General features: G+C 72.2%; 10 protein-coding genes. 3 read left to right on the top strand and 7 right to left on the bottom strand.

The window, feature by feature from the left end; all coding sequences use genetic code 11:
• The first annotated feature begins 270 nt into the window (after nt 1–270).
• A complete protein-coding gene (locus ACFRKB_RS18555) occupies nt 271–2,247 on the top strand; it encodes an N-acetylmuramoyl-L-alanine amidase (RefSeq protein WP_383106974.1) in 1,977 nt (658 codons plus the stop codon).
• A 118-nt stretch (nt 2,248–2,365) separates the two neighbouring features.
• On the opposite strand, the gene ACFRKB_RS18560 is transcribed toward ACFRKB_RS18555, so the two are convergent.
• The 4 genes from ACFRKB_RS18560 to ACFRKB_RS18575 all read right to left on the bottom strand — a co-directional run bounded on the left by ACFRKB_RS18560 (nt 2,366) and on the right by ACFRKB_RS18575 (nt 7,005).
• Nucleotides 2,366–3,475, bottom strand: coding sequence for a baeRF3 domain-containing protein (locus tag ACFRKB_RS18560; RefSeq protein WP_383107327.1), 1,110 nt, complete (start codon nt 3,473–3,475; stop codon nt 2,366–2,368).
• Nucleotides 3,476–3,658: 183 nt separating this feature from the next.
• A complete protein-coding gene (locus tag ACFRKB_RS18565) occupies nt 3,659–6,010 on the bottom strand; it encodes a glycoside hydrolase family 95 protein (protein ID WP_383106976.1) in 2,352 nt (783 codons plus the stop codon).
• Nucleotides 6,011–6,156: 146 nt separating this feature from the next.
• Entirely contained in the window at nt 6,157–6,657 is a 501-nt protein-coding gene (locus ACFRKB_RS18570) for a hypothetical protein (RefSeq protein ID WP_030353882.1), read from the bottom strand.
• A 105-nt stretch (nt 6,658–6,762) separates the two neighbouring features.
• Nucleotides 6,763–7,005 carry a DUF397 domain-containing protein gene (locus ACFRKB_RS18575; RefSeq protein ID WP_129767557.1) on the bottom strand — a complete coding sequence of 81 codons (243 nt, stop codon included), beginning with the start codon at nt 7,003–7,005 and terminating at the stop codon, nt 6,763–6,765.
• A 366-nt stretch (nt 7,006–7,371) separates the two neighbouring features.
• On the opposite strand from ACFRKB_RS18575, the gene paaK reads away from it, so the two are divergent.
• Nucleotides 7,372–8,658, top strand: coding sequence for a phenylacetate--CoA ligase PaaK (paaK, locus tag ACFRKB_RS18580; RefSeq protein WP_383106977.1), 1,287 nt, complete (start codon nt 7,372–7,374; stop codon nt 8,656–8,658).
• A 54-nt stretch (nt 8,659–8,712) separates the two neighbouring features.
• Here the strand turns inward: paaK and ACFRKB_RS18585 are convergent, their stop codons facing one another.
• Together ACFRKB_RS18585 and ACFRKB_RS18590 are read right to left on the bottom strand one after the other, a co-directional pair.
• Entirely contained in the window at nt 8,713–10,251 is a 1,539-nt protein-coding gene (locus ACFRKB_RS18585; protein ID WP_383106979.1) for a fatty acyl-CoA synthetase, read from the bottom strand.
• A 59-nt stretch (nt 10,252–10,310) separates the two neighbouring features.
• A complete protein-coding gene (locus ACFRKB_RS18590) occupies nt 10,311–11,417 on the bottom strand; it encodes a calcium:cation antiporter (protein WP_383106980.1) in 1,107 nt (368 codons plus the stop codon).
• A gap of 157 nt (nt 11,418–11,574) precedes the next feature.
• Here ACFRKB_RS18590 and ACFRKB_RS18595 point away from each other — a divergent pair, with 157 nt between their 5' ends.
• Nucleotides 11,575–13,539, top strand: coding sequence for a serine hydrolase (locus ACFRKB_RS18595; RefSeq protein ID WP_383106981.1), 1,965 nt, complete (start codon nt 11,575–11,577; stop codon nt 13,537–13,539).
• A 195-nt stretch (nt 13,540–13,734) separates the two neighbouring features.
• On the opposite strand, the gene ACFRKB_RS18600 is transcribed toward ACFRKB_RS18595, so the two are convergent.
• Nucleotides 13,735–16,077 (bottom strand): serine/threonine-protein kinase, encoded by a 2,343-nt coding sequence (locus tag ACFRKB_RS18600; RefSeq protein ID WP_383106983.1) that lies wholly within the window; start codon nt 16,075–16,077, stop codon nt 13,735–13,737.
• Between the last annotated feature and the right edge of the window lie 154 nt (nt 16,078–16,231).

The following is a 16,231-nucleotide window of genomic DNA, read 5'->3' on the forward strand; positions in this document are numbered from 1 at the left end:
CCCCGTGCAGTCCCACGGGGCGCGCGGCGCGTCCGGGCGTGGTTCCCGGCCACGTCCGGACCCTTCCGGCGGCGAATGTCTGATCATTGGTCCATTCCACTGACGCGCCGCAGGCCCGGACGCCACCGCCGCGAAACTCCGTCATACCCGCGCTGACGTGCGAAATCCCTTCCATGCCCGATGATTGACGGATCGTCCGGGAGCCGATACCCCTGGAGGTCCAGTCGGCCCGGCAGGCCATTCGCGCACCACCCGTCACTGGAGGCTGCATTGGAAGGTTCCGTCCCCCCACGACCGAGATTCCCGCGTGGTCGGGCGCTGCGAGCGGGGGGTGTCGTCGCTTCCGCGGCGCTGCTGCTGCCCCTGGTCTCGGCCGCTCCGTCCGCCACCGCGGAACAGCCGGGATCCGGCGCGTTGCAGCGTGAGTTCGCCGCCGCTGCCGCGCGGTATCACGTGCCGCAGAGCGTGCTGCTCGGTGTCTCGTATCTCCAGTCCCGCTGGGACACGCACAGCGGCGCCCCGAGCGTCACCGGCGGCTACGGCCCGATGCATCTGACCGACGCCAGGACCGCGCTCGCCGACGCACCGCACCACTCGGAGGGTACGGAGGACCCGCGCGGCGACACCTCGCGCGCGGTGAAGACCGTCACCGAGGCGGCGCTGCCCACGGCGTCCGAACTGCCCGCCCGGCTGCGCACCCTGGACCGCGCCGCCGAGCTGACCGGGCTGCCCGCCAAGGAGCTGCGGCGGAGCCCCGCCGCCAATGTCCTGGGTGGCGCGGCGCTGCTGGCCGAGGCCCAGCGGGAGCTGGGGCAGCCGCTGAGCGGTGATCCGGCCGACTGGTACGGAGCGGTGGCCCGGTTCTCCGGGGCGGACGACTCCGCGACCGCCGCGACGTACGCCAATGATGTGTACGACGTGATCAGGAACGGCGAGCGCCGTACGACGGACAGCGGCCAGCGGGTGGCGCTGCGCGCGGCCCCCCGGGTCTCCCCCGACACCTCGCAGACGGCGCGGCTCGGTCTGCGCACGGCCGACGCGGGACAGGCCGAGTGCCCCAGCTCGGTCGCCTGCGAGTGGATCCCGGCGCCGTACGCGGAGTTCGGCGAGGACGACTACGGCAACCACGACAAGGCCGACCGGCCGGCCTCGCAGTCGATCGACTACATCATCATTCATGACACCGAGGGCTCCTGGGACACCACCCTCAAGCTGATCCAGGACCCGAAGTATGTGTCGTGGAACTACACGCTGCGTTCGTCCGACGGGCATATCGCCCAGCATGTGGCGACCAAGGATGTCGGCTGGCACGCCGGTAACTGGTACATCAACTCCAAGTCGGTGGGGCTGGAGCACGAGGGCTTCCTCGCCGCGCCGGACGCCTGGTACACGGAGGCGATGTACCGCACCTCCGCGCGGCTGGTCGGGTATCTGGCGAAGAAGTACGACATCCCGCTGGACCGCCGACACATCCTGGGCCATGACAATGTGCCCGGCACGACCACCGCGACGATCCCCGGGATGCACACCGACCCGGGCCCCTACTGGGACTGGGCGCACTACTTCCAGCTGCTCGGCAAGCCGTTCACGGCGACCGCGGGGCCGGCCGCGTCGGTGGTCACGATCCGTCCGGACTACGCGGCCAACCAGCCGTCGTACACCGGCTGCGAGAAGCCGGGCCAGGCCTGCGCCCCGCACGGCTCGGGCGCCGTACGGCTGCACACCGCGCCGGCCGAGGACGCGCCGCTCGTGAAGGACATCGGGCTGCGGCCCGGCGGCCAGGACTCCACCATCGACGTCAACGACCTGGGCGCCCGTGCCTCGACCGGCCAGCAGTACGCGGTCGCCGGGCGCGAGGGCGAGTGGACGGCGATCTGGTACCTCGGCCAGAAGGCGTGGTTCCACAACCCGCGTACGAGCCCGACCGCCGTCGGTGCCAAGGCGGCGGTGCTGACACCCAAGGCCGGGCTGACGGAGATCCCGGTGTACGGGCGGGCCTTCCCGGAGGCCGCGGCCTATCCGGAGGGGGTCCCGGTCCAGACGGTCTCGGCGTTCCCCTACAAGCTGCTCGCGGGCCAGCGTTATGTGATGGGCGCCGAGGCACCGGGCGAGTACTACTTCGCGCCGACCTTCGCCACCGCCGGACACCGGGTGGTGCGGGGCAAGGACACGTACTACGAGATCCAGTTCGGGCACCGGGTCGCCTATGTGAAGGCGGCCGATGTGCAGGTGCTTCCGGCGCGCTGATACCGAACCGGCGGGAAAATGCCGGGCGTCACCGGTCACGGGGGAGCCGGTGACGCCCGGCTCCTGTCCGCGCGGGTACGCGTGTGTACCGGTGCCGGAGACCGGTACCGGAGCCGGGTCAGTAGCGCAGGACGGCGGCGATGCGGTCGTGGGCGGCGAGCGCGTCGTCCGGGAGGAACACCACCTCGGCGCCGCCGTCCAGGGCCGCTTCGACGAGTTCGTCGACGATGTCCTCGTGTACCTCGGGGCCCACGGCGGCCTCGCCGTCCACCGGGATCAGATGGCCGTCGCTGACCCGGACCGTACGGCGGTAGTGCTCTTCGAGCGCGACCAGGTCGGCCCGCTTCTCACGCACCGATTCCCAGACCTCGTCGAGTCCGGCGGCGAAGGTGCGCCGGCCCTTGGCGTCGTTGAGCCGGGTCAGTACCTCGGCCATCTCCCGGCGCGCGTACTCCTTGACCACGGGCTGGAGTTCCTTCAGCAGCACGGGGGCGGGACCTTCCGTCAGACCGCCCTTGACCAGCCGTCCGACGGCCGTGTGCGTGGCGTTGCCCGCCTCCTCCAGCAGGGCGAGCGCGGGGGCGAGGCCGACCAGATGGAGCGGCCGGGGCCGACGGGCCAGCACCGCGCCCATGGCCTCGTCGACGGACCGCAGAAAGCGGCGGGTCTCCTCGTCGGTGAAGGTGCTCGGGGTGTCGCCGATCCGTTCCTCGCGTTCGACGTCCCAGGTCTCCTCCGGCGGCGTCATGGGAAAGCCGTCCTCGCGGTGCTCGCGCAGGGACTCACCGGCTCCGCTCCACAGCGTCGCGCGGTCGGCGGCGATCGCCAGCGCCCAGTACGGCCGTGACTGCGCGGTGGCGGCCACGAGGTTGCGGGTCAGATAGGTATCGGAGAGAACGACGCGCTCGGGCACCTCGCGCGGCAGGTACCAGACCCGGAACTCCCCGGCGTCGGCGAGCAGCAGCAGTCCGTCGAGCAGATGGCGCAGATCGACCTCGGCGACGGCCTTGTCGAGCTGCCCTCTGACCGCGGCACGGGCCCGCTTGTCCAGATCCGGTTCGGCCTCCAGCCGCCGCCCTGCCTCGGCGAGCAGATTGCGCAGCCGTACCGCGTCCTGCTCGTGGCGGGGCCCGCGGCGGTCCGTGGGCATCGTCAGGGACACGGCCGGATAGGTGCGCTGTGCACGCAGTTCCCGCAGGACGTCGGAGTTCAGACCATTGCTGTCCATGCTGTCCCTTCGCTCGATGAAGGTCCGGCGGCGGGCGGACAGCCGCGTGCCGGCCCCCAGTCGTGCATCCATCTTGCGTGATTCCGCCCGGTTCCGCAGGAGGGACGGTCCACACGGCGCCAAGGCCCCACCGGCCGTGCGGCGGGCGGGGCCCCGGTCTGGGACGTGGACCTGAATCTGGACCTACGGGGTGAATTCGTAGGTCTGTCCCGCGGTCGCCCGGAAGATCCGCTCACCGCCCGGCAGCAGCGTGCTCCGCAGGGTCAGGTCCCCCGTACGGCTCGCGCGCAGCGTGATCCGGCTCGCCCTTCCGCCGCTCCAGCTGATGTCGAGCGTGACACCGCCGCGCGCCCGCAGCCCCGTCACCCGGCCGTTCGGCCAGGAGGCCGGCAGGGCGGGCAGGATCTCGATCGGGCCGTGCTGGCTCTGCACCAGCATCTCGGCGACCCCCGAGGTGGCGCCGAAGTTGCCGTCGATCTGGAACGGCGGATGGGTGTCCCAGAGGTTGGGCAGGGTGGAGCTCTTGAGCTGCTCCGAGAGCATCTTGTGGGCGTGGTTGCCGTCCTTCAGCCGCGCCCAGAAGTTGATCTTCCATGCCTTGCTCCAGCCGGTCCCGCCGTCACCGCGCGCGGTCAGCGAGACCTTGGCCGCCTCCGCCCAGTTACTGCCCGCGACGATCTGCCGGCCCGGGTGGAGCCCGAAGAGATGCGAGACATGGCGGTGGTCGTCGGTCCGGCTGTCCACGTCGGTCTTCCACTCCTGGAGCTGGCCCCAGGAACCGATGCGGAGCCCGGGGTCGAGGCTGCCGAGGGCGGTCTCCAGCCGGGCGCGGAAGTCGGGCGCGTCCCCCAGGGTTCTGGCGGCCTCCAGGGTGTTGGTGAACAGATCGTGCACGATCTGCTGGGACATCGCCGCGCCCACCGTGAAGTCCCCGTGCTCCGGTGAGTAGCTGGGCGTGACGACGAGCTTCCCGTCGCGCGGGTCGGTGCGGAGATTGGCGAGCCAGAACTCCGCGGCCTCCTTCATCACCGGGTAGGCGGTGGAGCGCAGATAGTCGGTGGAGCCGTTGAACCGGTAGTGGTCGTAGAGCTGCTGGGTGAGCCAGGCCGCGGCCTCCGGGAACCAGAACGAGGTGGCCCAGTTGTGCACGCCGGTGAAGCCGAACGGGTTGGTCTCGTTCTGTACGACCCAGCCGGCCGAGCCGAAGATCTCCCGCGCGCTCACCCGGCCGGGCGCGCGCATCGCCTCGACGTAGCGGTCGTAGGGCGCCGTGGTCTCGGCGAGGTTGGTGACCTCGGCGAGCCAGTAGTTCATCTGGAGGTTGATGTTGACGTGATAGTCCGCCGACCAGGGCGGGTTGGTGACGTTGTTCCATACGCCCTGGAGGTTCGCGGGCAGGGAGCCGGCCCGCGAGGAGGCGATGAGCAGGTAGCGGCCGTACTGGAAGAACAGCGCTTCGAGCGCCCGGTCGGCGGCGCCGGAGCCTCCCGTGTACTGCGTCAGCAGCTGGTTGGTGGGCAGGTCGGGGAGTTGCTGGCCGATGTCGAGCGAGACGCGGCCGAAGAGGGCGCCGTGGTCGTTCACATGGTCGGTGCGCAGGGCGTCGTACGAGCGGGCGGCGGCCGCGTCGACGGCGCCGGTGACGGCGCCGTGCGGGTCGGCGCCCCGGTAGCGCGGATAGGTGTCGGCGTAGTCCGTACCGGCGGCGAGGACGAACCAGGCGCTGTTGGCGCCGGTGACGGTGAGGGTGCCGTTCGACCCCGCGCTGACCCGGCCACCGTCGGTCCGTACCCGGATCTGGGTCTCGAACCGCATCCCGTTGTCCTGGAGCGCGCCCCTGACGGTGAGCCGGTCGCCGCTCGCCGTGGCGGTGAAGTCGGCGCGCGGCGAGGTGTAGCGCAGGGTGAAACCGATCTTCCCCGGCTGGTTGGCGGAGAACCGGCCCACGATGACCTTGCCGGGGTAGGAGGCGAAGAACTCCCTTGTGTACGCGACGCCTTGGTGGGTGTACGTGACGGCGGCGAGCGCGGACGCGAGGTTGAGCGTACGGCGATAGGAGCCGTCGGGGGCCGACGGGGCGCCCGGTACGGCCAGTTCGAGATCGCCCAGTACCTGGTACGCGCCGAAGCCGCGCTTGGGCTGGCCGAGTTCGGAGGCGACGGCCTCCGGGGTGAGCTTGCCCTCGGTGTCGAGGCGGCGCTGTACGGAGGCGAGCACTCCGGGCCGGGGCTGGGTCCAGTTGCCGTGGTCGTATCCGCCGGAGGCCCCGGGGCCGCCGGTCCACAGGGTCTTCTCGTTGAGGGTGAGGCGTTCGGTGGCGAGGGTGCCGAGCACGCTCGCACCGAGCGCACCACTGCCGATGGGCAGCGACTCGCGCTCCCAGTCGGCGGCGGGTGTGTGATACCTGAGCGTCAATTCATCGGAGGGGTTAACGGCGGCTGCGGCTCCGGATATCGCCGGAATGCCCAGCGTCAGTGCGCCCGTTACCCCGAGCGCGGACTTGATCGTGGTTCTGCGGCTCATCCCAGGGGTCATGGCAGGCACGGTAAAAGTCCGATGACTGAAATGGCAAGGGACATGACAAATTCGCTCCCGCCGGTACGGACCTGGCCGATACCGGCCGTTCGTCCTTACCGTGCGGGAGCGATCGGCTCCTGATTCGGCGCTGCCGTACCCCCGACTCAGCCCTGCTGGAACAGCTCCGCGGGCAGCGGCTTCAGCAGCGCGTAGAGATCGTCCGTGATCGGCCGGTCCCAGCTGGCGATGGTCACCAGCACATCGTCGCTGCGGTCGAACTGGACGCAGGAGATCCGGCTCTCCGAGAGCTTGAGGCGGCGCACGATCAGGAGGTTGTCCCCCTGCATCACCGGGATGTCCTCGGCGCCGGTCACCTCGACCGGCTCCTCGTTCTCCAGCGCCAGCAGCAGCTGTGCCACCTCGAACGGAATCTGCCCGTCGGCCAGCTCGCGGGCGGGCGACCCCGCGGGCAGATTGCCGATGATCATCGCGGGGCCGCGGCCACCGAACAGGTCGTACCGGAGGAAGACACCCTGGCAGCTGCCATCGGGCGCGGGCAGCAGCCCCGCCCCCAGATTGCCGGGCCAGTCACCCGGGTCCATGGCCAGGACATCGAAGTCCGGGCCCGCGGGGGTGGCGGCGCTGCGGCGGCGGAGAAAGGACATCCCACCATGGTACGGGTTCGCGCCACTTCACCGGAGCCGGCCGCCCACGCTCCGCCGGCCGGGACGCGCTCCGTCCGTTTCGCCCGCCGCGTCGGGTCCGTTCCGTCAGGTGAGGTCGAACTCCCCGTCCCGCGCGTTGATCACGAAGGCCCGCCATTCGGCCGGGCTGAAGATCAGCGACGGGCTCTCCGGCCGGCCGCTGTTGCGCATGGCGATGAACCCCTCGACGAAGGCGATCTGGACGTCACCCGTACCCCGGCTGCTCGACTGCCAGTCCGCGTTGCTCAGATCGAGTTCCGGCTTGTCCCAGCCCGAAAGCGGCTTATGGGTGGTGGTGCTCTCAGCCACGTCCTGCTCCTCCCGCTGCGTCGTCCCTGGGTCACCCTATCGACCGGCGCCGGTCCCGGACAGGCCGCGACGGCAGGCGCGGGCGGCACGGGTCATGGCCGGCGGACGGAGCCGGGCGAGCGGGGCGACGCCGCCATATGCGCCGCGACCAGCGGCAGTTCGCCACCCGCCGGAACCGCCGGGGCACGGGCCGTGCGGTTTCCGGGCGCGGGGCGGCGGGGCGGCCGGTGTGCGGAGAGTCGCCACGTGGGCCCTGTCGTGGCTCTTGACGCTCGTCGGCACTCCTGAATTACTGATCCCGGGACGATCAACCGAATGATCGGTCGATCGGATGACCGCACTGTCCGAAGGACCGGGAGAGCGCCCATGACACCTCTGCTGGACGCGGCGGAACAGCTCAGCCGCGAGGAGCTGGCCGCCCTGCAACTGGAGCGGCTGCGCGCCACACTGCGGCACGCCTACGAGAACGTCGGCCACTACCGGCTGGCCTTCGACCGGGCGGGGCTGCGTCCCGAGGACTGCCGTTCGCTCGCCGATCTGGCGCGCTTCCCGTTCACCGCCAAGGCCGATCTGCGGGACAACTATCCGTTCGGGATGTTCGCCGTGGACCAGTCGGAGGTGCGGCGCGTCCACGCCTCCAGCGGCACCACGGGCCGGCCGACCGTCGTCGGCTACACCCAGCGGGATCTGGACACCTGGGCCGATGTGGTGGCCCGCTCGATCCGCGCGGCCGGCGGGCGCCCCGGGCACAAGGTCCATGTGGCGTACGGCTATGGGCTCTTCACCGGCGGGCTCGGCGCGCACTACGGCGCGGAACGGCTCGGCTGTACGGTGATCCCCGCGTCCGGGGGCATGACAGCCCGCCAGGTCCAGCTGATCCAGGACTTCCGCCCCGAGATCATCATGGTGACGCCGTCGTACATGCTGACGCTGCTCGACGAGTTCGAGCGCCAGGGCGTGGACCCGCGTACGACCTCCCTCCAGGTGGGCATCTTCGGCGCCGAGCCGTGGACGGAGGAGATGCGGCGCGAGATCGAGGAGCGGTTCGCGATCGACGCGGTCGACATCTACGGGCTGTCGGAGGTGATGGGTCCGGGGGTCGCCCAGGAGTGCGTGGAGACCAAGGACGGTCTGCACATCTGGGAGGACCACTTCTATCCGGAAGTGGTCGATCCGTTCACCGGGGAGGTCCTGCCGGACGGCACGGAGGGCGAGTTGGTCTTCACCTCGCTCACCAAGGAGGCCATGCCGGTGATCCGCTACCGGACCCGGGACCTCACCCGGCTGCTGCCCGGTACGGCCCGGGTCTTCCGCCGGATGGAGAAGATCACGGGCCGCTCCGACGACATGGTCATCCTGCGCGGGGTGAACCTCTTCCCCACTCAGATCGAGGAGATCGTGCTGCGTACGCCGGGGGTGGCCCCGCACTTCCAGCTCCGGCTGACCCGCGAGGGCAGGATGGACGCGCTGACGGTACGGGCCGAGGCGCGCGCGAACGCGACCTCCGCGCAGCGCGCGGACGCGGTGCGGGCGATCGCCGCGGCGGTCAAGGACGGGGTCGGGGTCTCGGTGGGGGTGGAGGTCGTGGATCCGGAGACCCTGGAGCGCTCGGTGGGCAAGATCAAGCGGATCGTGGACCTCAGACCGCGCTGAGCCCGGCGGACGCCACGGAGCCCCGGCGGATGCCACTGAGCCCCGGTCCACGGCTCAGGGCCCGCCGAGGCTGTCCCGCAGCTCGCGCTTGAGGATCTTCCCGCTGGCGTTGCGCGGCAGGGCCGTCACGAACACGATCCGCTTCGGGGCCTTGAAGTGGGCGAGCTTCTCGCGTGCGTGGGCGAGGAGTTCGGCCTCGGTGACCTCGCCGCGCGGGACGACGACGGCCGTGACGGCCTCGATCCAGCGGTCGTCGGGCAGCCCGACGACCGCGGCCTCGGCGACACCGGGATGGGTGTAGAGAGCGTCCTCGACCTGCCGGGACGCGACCAGCACCCCACCGGAGTTGATGACGTCCTTCACCCGGTCCACCACCGTGTAGTAGCCCTCGGCGTCCCGCACGGCGAGATCCCCGGAGTGGAACCAGCCGCCGTGGAACGCCTCCGCCGTCTCCTCCGGCTTGTCCCAGTACCCGGCGCAGAGCTGCGGCGACCGGTAGACGACCTCGCCCGCCGTACCGTCCGGGACCTCTTCGCCGCCCTCGTCGACGACCCGTGCCTCGACGTGCCGGACAGTTCTGCCGCAGGAGTCCATCCGGCCCTCGTGCTCGTCGGGTCCGAGGACCGTGGCGAGAGGGCCGATCTCGCTCTGGCCGAAGCAGTTGTAGAAGGCGAGGGAGGGCAGTCGCGCGCGCAGCCGTTCCAGTACGGGCACCGGCATGACCGAGGCGCCGTAGTACGCCTTGCGCAGCGCGGTCAGATCGCGCGTGGTGAACTCGGGGTGCTGCGAGAGGCCGATCCATACGGTGGGCGGCGCGAAGAGGCTGTCCGCGCGGCCCGCGCCGATGAGATCGAAGATCGTCCCCGGATCCGGTGCGTCCAGGATGGTGTTCTCCGCGCCGACCGCGAGATACGGCAGCAGGAAGACATGCGTCTGGGCGGAGTGGTAGAGCGGCAGCGAGTGCACCGGCCGGTCGCTCTCCCGCAGGTCCAGGGCGGTGATGGCGCTGGCGTACGCGTGCACCTGGGCGCGGTGCGTCATCATGGCGCCCTTGGGCAGCGCGGTGGTGCCCGAGGTGTAGAGCAGCTGGGACAGCTCGCCCGGGTCGCCGGCGCGTTCGTACGGCCTCGGTGTGGCCAGCGCGGCGAGCAGCGAGCCGTCGGCGTCGCGCAGCGGACGGACCGGCACGCCCCCGGGGACCCGTCCGGCGAGGCCCGGATCCGCGAGGACGAGCGCGCTGCCCGACTGCTTCACGAGATAGCCGAGGTCGTCGCCGGTGAGGTGCTGATTGACCGGTACGTGGACGAGCCCGGCCCGCGCGCAGGCGAGATAGGCGATCAGATAGACGTCCGAGTTATGGCCGTAGGACGCCACCCGGTCGCCGTCCTCAAGGCCGTGACCGCGCAGTTCGGCGGCGGCGGTGGAGACGGCCGCGTCCAGCTCCGCGTAGGTCCAGGTGCGGTCCGCGTACCGTACGGCCACGCGGTCGGGCACCCGGGCCGCGGTCCGGCGCACCACGCCGTCGACGGTGCTGTCGAGCAACTCCCGGAGGAAATCGCCGGACTCGGGCGCGGTCTGGTCCTCGGCGGTCATGGCGCGATCCTCCGGGCAGCCGCGCGGCGGGTCAATCCCCCCGGACGCTCTCGTCCGGGTCATGGGCTGATGGCCAGAAAGACGAACGCGGCGAAGATCCCCAGATGCACCCCGCCCTGGAGCAGCGTGGCCCGGCCCGGGGCGACGGTCAGGGCGCCCACCACCACGGTCAGCGCGAGCAGCACCATATGGATGGCCCCCAGCCCGAGCACCAGCGGCCCGCTCAGCCAGATCGAGGCGAGCGCGATGGCCGGGATCGTCAGACCGATGCTGGCTATGGCGGAGCCGAGCGCCAGATTGAGGCTCGTCTGCACGCGCTCGCGGCGGGCCGCGCGTACGGCGGCGAGGGTCTCGGGGAGCAGCACCAGCAGGGCGATGACCACACCGACCACGGCCTGGGGCAGCCCGGCCGCCGCCACCCCCGACTCGATGGTCGAGGACACCGCCTTCGCGTCCCCGACGACGGCGACCAGCGCCACGATCAGCAGCACCAGGCTCAGGACGGTCGCCCGGCGGGTGGGCAGCGGGGCGTGCGAGTCCTCCTCCAGCACGCCCCCCTCCGGGGTGACGGGCAGGAAGTAGTCGCGGTGACGCACGGTCTGTACGGCGACGAAGAGCCCGTACAGGACGAGCGAGGCGACCGCGGCGAAGCCCAGCTGCGCGGGGGAGAACTCGGGGCCCGGCTTGCTGGTGGTGAACGTCGGGATCACGAGCGTGAGCGTGGCCAGGGTGGCGACGGTGGCCAGCGCGGCGCCCGTGCCCTCGGCGTTGAACACGGCGACCCTGGCGCGCACCGCCCCGACCAGCAGACAGAGGCCGAGAATGCCATTGCAGGTGATCATGACGGCGGCGAAGACCGTGTCACGGGCGAGCGAGGCGGTCTTGTCGCCGCCGTCGATCATCAGCGTGACGATGAGCGCCACTTCGATGACCGTGACCGCGACGGCGAGGACGAGTGAGCCGAAGGGCTCCCCCACTCTGTGGGCGACGACCTCGGCGTGGTGCACGGCCGCGAGCACGGCGCCCGCGAGACAGAGGGCGACGAGCGCGACCGCGAAGCCCGGCAGGCTGCGCCCCCAGCTGAGCACCAGCGCGACCAGCGCGATCAGCGGCACCACCACGGCCCACTGGGACACCAGTGACCTGATGCCGACGCTCGTCCTCATGCGCCACACGCTGCCAGAGGTGCAGATGGCGCGCGCGGCGGCGACGCCGGACGGGCGGGTCCGTCGCGTCGCCCGTGATGCGGTGTCAGTTCCGCTGTGGTAAGAGGTCCTGACGGTGAGTACCCGGGAGACACGACGTTCAGGGGAGGGCTGCCGCATGGCGCAGGACCGGGCGGACGGACGGGGAGCGGACGGACGGGAAGCGGACGGTACGGAGGGCGGCGCGGGGGACGGCGCGCGGGGCGGCTCGCGCGCCGGCGGGGCCGGTAGGACCGGTGGGGCCGGTAGGACCGGTGGGGCCAGTCGGACCGGTGGGGCCAGTCGGACCGGTGGGGCCGGTGGGATAAGCCGGCGCAGGCTGGGCGGCGGCGTGCTGGCCCTGGGCGGGGCGCTGGCCGTGGCACCGATCCCGTTCGCCGAGGGCTCGGCCCGCGCCACCACGGCAGGCCCACGTGGCGGGTCCGGTGGCGCGAGACGGACGACGCTGCGGCACGGTTCCGCCGAGCGGGCCGGCCTCCTGCCCGGCGAGCTGGACCGGCTGGTCGACGAAGCGACGGCCTTCCTCGGCCCTTCCCCCGCGCACCCCTGGTACGCGGGCGCCGTCCTGCTCGCCGGGCGCGGGGGGACGGTCGCGCTGCACCGGCCGCTCGGTGCGGCCGTGCGCTACGCGGCGTACGACGAGAAGACCGACACCGGTGTGGAGCTGCCTCCGGAGCGGCGGATCGCGATGTCCGAGGACACGGTCTTCGATCTCGCCTCCCTCTCCAAGCTGTTCACCTCGATCCTCGCCGTCCAGCAGATCGAGCGGGGAGCTCTGGAGCTGGCGGCGCGCGTCACCACGTATCTCCCGGAGTTCGGGCGGGCGGGCAAGCAGGACATGACCGTGCGCCAGTTGCTGACGCACACCTCCGGCTTCCGCGCCTGGGTCCCGCTCTATACGGCGCCGACGTACGAGGGCAAGCTCCAGCTGCTGTGGAACGAGGCGCCGGTGAGTCCGCCCGGCACGGCCTATCTGTACTCGGACCTCAATCTGATCTCGCTCCAGCTGATCCTGGAGCGGATCACCGGTCGCACCTTGGACACCCTGCTCCACGACGAGATCACCGCTCCACTCGCGATGCACCGCACGCGCTTCAACCCGCCCGCCTCCTGGAAGCCGGAGATCGCCGCCACCGAGGACGCGCGCCGGCCGTGGTCGGGGCTGGACCGGGGGCTGGTGTGGGGCGAGGTGCACGACGAGAACGCCTACAGCCTCGGCGGGGTCGCGGGCCACGCCGGGGTCTTCTCCCGCGCCTGGGACCTGGCGATCCTCGCCCGTACGCTGCTCAACGGCGGCGCGTACGGCCGGGCCCGGATCCTGCGGCCCGAGTCCGTGGAGCTGATGTTCACCGACTTCAACTCCGGCTTCCCCGGCGACGCCCACGGACTGGGCTTCGAGCTCTACCAGCACTGGTACATGGGCGCGATGGCCACCCCGAGCACGGCGGGCCACACCGGGTTCACCGGCACGAGTCTCGTCCTCGACCCGACGACCGACTCCTTCCTGATCGTGCTCGGCAACTCGGTGCACCCCGTACGGAGCTGGCGGTCCGGCAGCGCGCCGCGCGTCGCGGCGGCGAACCGGATGGCGCGGGCCGTCGCGGTGCGGCCCGCCCACGGCCGTACCGCGTGGTTCTCCGGCATGGCGAGCGCCACCACGGCCACGCTGACGCTGCCGCCGGTCACGGCCCGCGCCGGGGTGCTGCGCTGTTCGCTGTGGTGGGACACCGAGCCGGACGCGGACGCGCTGTTCCTGGAGGCGTCGGCCGACGCCGGGAGCGGCTGGCGGCCGGTGCCCTTCACGACCGTACGCACCGGGCAGGAGCCGCTGGCGCATCCGGCGGGTTCGGCCACGGGCTGGTCGGGACGCGACTGGCACCGGCTGACCGCGGACCTGGCGGCCTGGCGCGATACGGAGGTACGGCTGCGCTGGCGGTACACGACGGACCGGCTGTACGTGGGAAGGGGCGCGTACGTGGACGGGCTGCGGGTCGAGGACGGCGGGCGCCCGGTCTTCGACGAGGCACGGCGGAAGGACGCGGCGCGTATCGAGGCGGTCGGCTGGGTGGTATCGCGGAACTGACCCGCGCCGCCCGGGGGTGGTATCGCGGAGCTGCCCTGCGCCGCCCCGGGGTGGTATCGCGGGGCTGACCCCGCGTCCCCGGGGCGGCGGTGCCGGACCGACCTCGTCGCCCCGGGCGGCGGTGCGGGACCGATCCGCGCCACCCCGGGCGGCGCACCCGCACGCGCGCGCCGCGGGGCGATGACCGGTACGCGCTCAGCGGCCCCGGGTGCCGTGCTGCTGGCGCAGCGCCGCGACCTGGCGGTACAGCTCCACCGCCTCGGCTCCCCGGCCCAGCTGCTCCAGGCAGTGCGCCTCGTCGTTCCTGGCCGCCAGGGTGTCCGGGTGGACGGGTCCCAGGACCCGGTGCCGGGCCTCGGCGACCCTGCGGTAGACGGTCAGGGCCTCGGGCCAGCGGTCCAGCCAGCCCAGGCCGACGGCGATCTCCCGGCGGCTGACGAGCGTGTCGGGGTGGTCGGGGCCCAGGACCTGTTCCCGGGCCGCGCACACCTCACCGGCCTCCGCCAGCGCCTCGTCCCAGCGGGCGAGGCGGCCCAGGTTGACCCCGAAGCCGTGCCGGGCCCGCAGGGTCTCCGGATGCAGCGGCCCCTGGACACGGACGCGGTCGGCGACGAGCCCGCGGTACAGATCGAGCGCCTCCTCGCTGCGGCCCAGCCGACCCAGGCTGATGCCGATCTCGTAGCGGGCGGAGAGCGTGTCGGGGTGGTCGGGGCCCAGCGCGCGGGCGCGCACCGCGGCCACCTCACGGTAGGCGCCCAGCGCCTCCGGCCAGCGGCCGAGCCGCCCCAGCCCGTAGGCCACCTCGTACTGGCTGACCAGCGTGTCGGGATGGTCGGTGCCGAGCACCCGGGCGCGGGCCACGGCGACCGTGTGGGCCAGCCGGTACGCGTCCTCCAGCCGTCCGAGCCGGCTGAGGTTGTACGCCAGGTTGTGGCGGCAGCGCAGGGTGTCCGGATGGTCGGGGCCCATCGTGCGTTCACGCGAGGCGAGCACCGAGGCGAACACGTCGTGGGCCTCGAAGTGCCGGCCGAGCTGCCCCAGTACATACGCCACCTCCTGGCGGGCGGCGAGCGTGTCCGGATGGTCCGGGCCCAGCGCGCGGGCGCGCCCCTCCGCGACGCGGGTGAACTCGCGCAGCGCGTCGGCCGTACGCCCGGTCCTGCCGAGCGTGAACCCGACCTCGTACCGGCTGGCGAGGGTGTCGGGGTGGTCGGGGCCGAGGGCGTGCTCACGTTCCGCGGCGACCGCGCGGTGCACCTCGCCCGCCTCCTCCCAGCGGCCGAGCCGGCCGAGGCTCAGACCGGCGTTGTGCCGGCTGACGAGGACCGCGAGCTGCTCGGGGGACGGGGTGGGCCGCGCGGCGGCCGGATACGTTCCGGTGGTGGCGCGCGGATCGGCCGGGCGGGTCCACTCGCCGGTGAGGCCCGCGGTGTGGTCGGGCGGGGTGGGCCGCAGCCCGGACACGCCGGTCGCCTTGTGTCCGGTGGTCATGGAGCGGGCCCAGGACGGCAGCCGGGAACCGTCCGACGGTGGTGCCGAGCCGTCCGGGTGGTAGGGAGCGGATCCCCCGTCCCGCGCGGGTCCCCCGTCCCGCGCGGGGAACGCCGGGGGTGGCTGCGGACCGGTTGCCAAGGGACCCGGGCTCCCCAGCCCCGTACCCCCCGGGAACGTGCCCGCCCGGCCCGGGGCGGTGCGCGCCGCGCCGATCCTGCGCCGCATGTCCCCCGCGTCGGCGGGCCGCTCCTCCGGTGTCTTGGCGAGCAGATCGAGGACGAGCCGGTCGAAGAACTCCGGCAGCTCCGACCGGTGCTTGCGCGGCGGCTCCGGGATCGTGTCGCGGTGGCCGACCAGTACCGCCCAGGTGTCACCCAGGTCGAACGGCGGGGCACCGGTGGCGATCTCGTACAGCACGCACCCCAGCGAGTAGAGATCGCTGCGGTGATCGACATGGCCGGCGCCGATCTGCTCGGGCGACATGTAGTGCGGGGTGCCCATCGCGATCCCCGTGCCGGTCAGCCGTGAGGTGAAGCCGATGTCATGGCCGAGCCGCGCGATGCCGAAGTCGCAGATCTTCACCGTGCCGTCGGTGAGCCGCATGATGTTGGCGGGCTTCAGGTCGCGGTGGATGATGCCCTGGCCGTGGGTGTACGCGAGGGCATCCGCGACCTGCTCGGCGATGTCGACGACATGGGGCACCGGCAGCGGATGCTGCTCGTTGTCCTCCAGCAGCTGGCTGAGGTTGCGTCCGTCGAGCAGCTCCATCACGAGATAGAGCACGCCGTTGTCCTCGCCGAAGTCATGGACGACGGTGACGCCCCGGTGCTGGAGCGCGGCGGCGACCCGCGCCTCCCTGCGGAACCGCTCCCGCATGATCCGGGTGAAGGACTGGTCCTGCTGCGGGCCCAGCGGCTTGAGGCACTTGACCGCGACCTGCCTGCCGAGCGACTCGTCGCGGGCCCGCCACACCTCGCCCATCCCACCGCGCCCGATCAGATCCAGCAGCCGGTAGCGACCCTGGATCAGCCTGGTGTCCGCCATCGCGTGCTGTCGCCCCCGTCACCTCGCTACGCCCTCCCCCGGCCCGTCCAGTATGGCCGTACCGTCCCGGAGTGTGTACGGGGCGGGACGGGTGTCGGGGGCGAGCCGCGCCATCGCCCGGAGAACGCGCCGGGGCGGCAACCGCCACCGCACC

Origin of the sequence: Streptomyces scopuliridis (assembly GCF_042790125.1) — a bacterium.
In the GTDB taxonomy this organism is placed as follows: Bacteria; Actinomycetota; Actinomycetes; order Streptomycetales; family Streptomycetaceae; genus Streptomyces; species Streptomyces scopuliridis_A.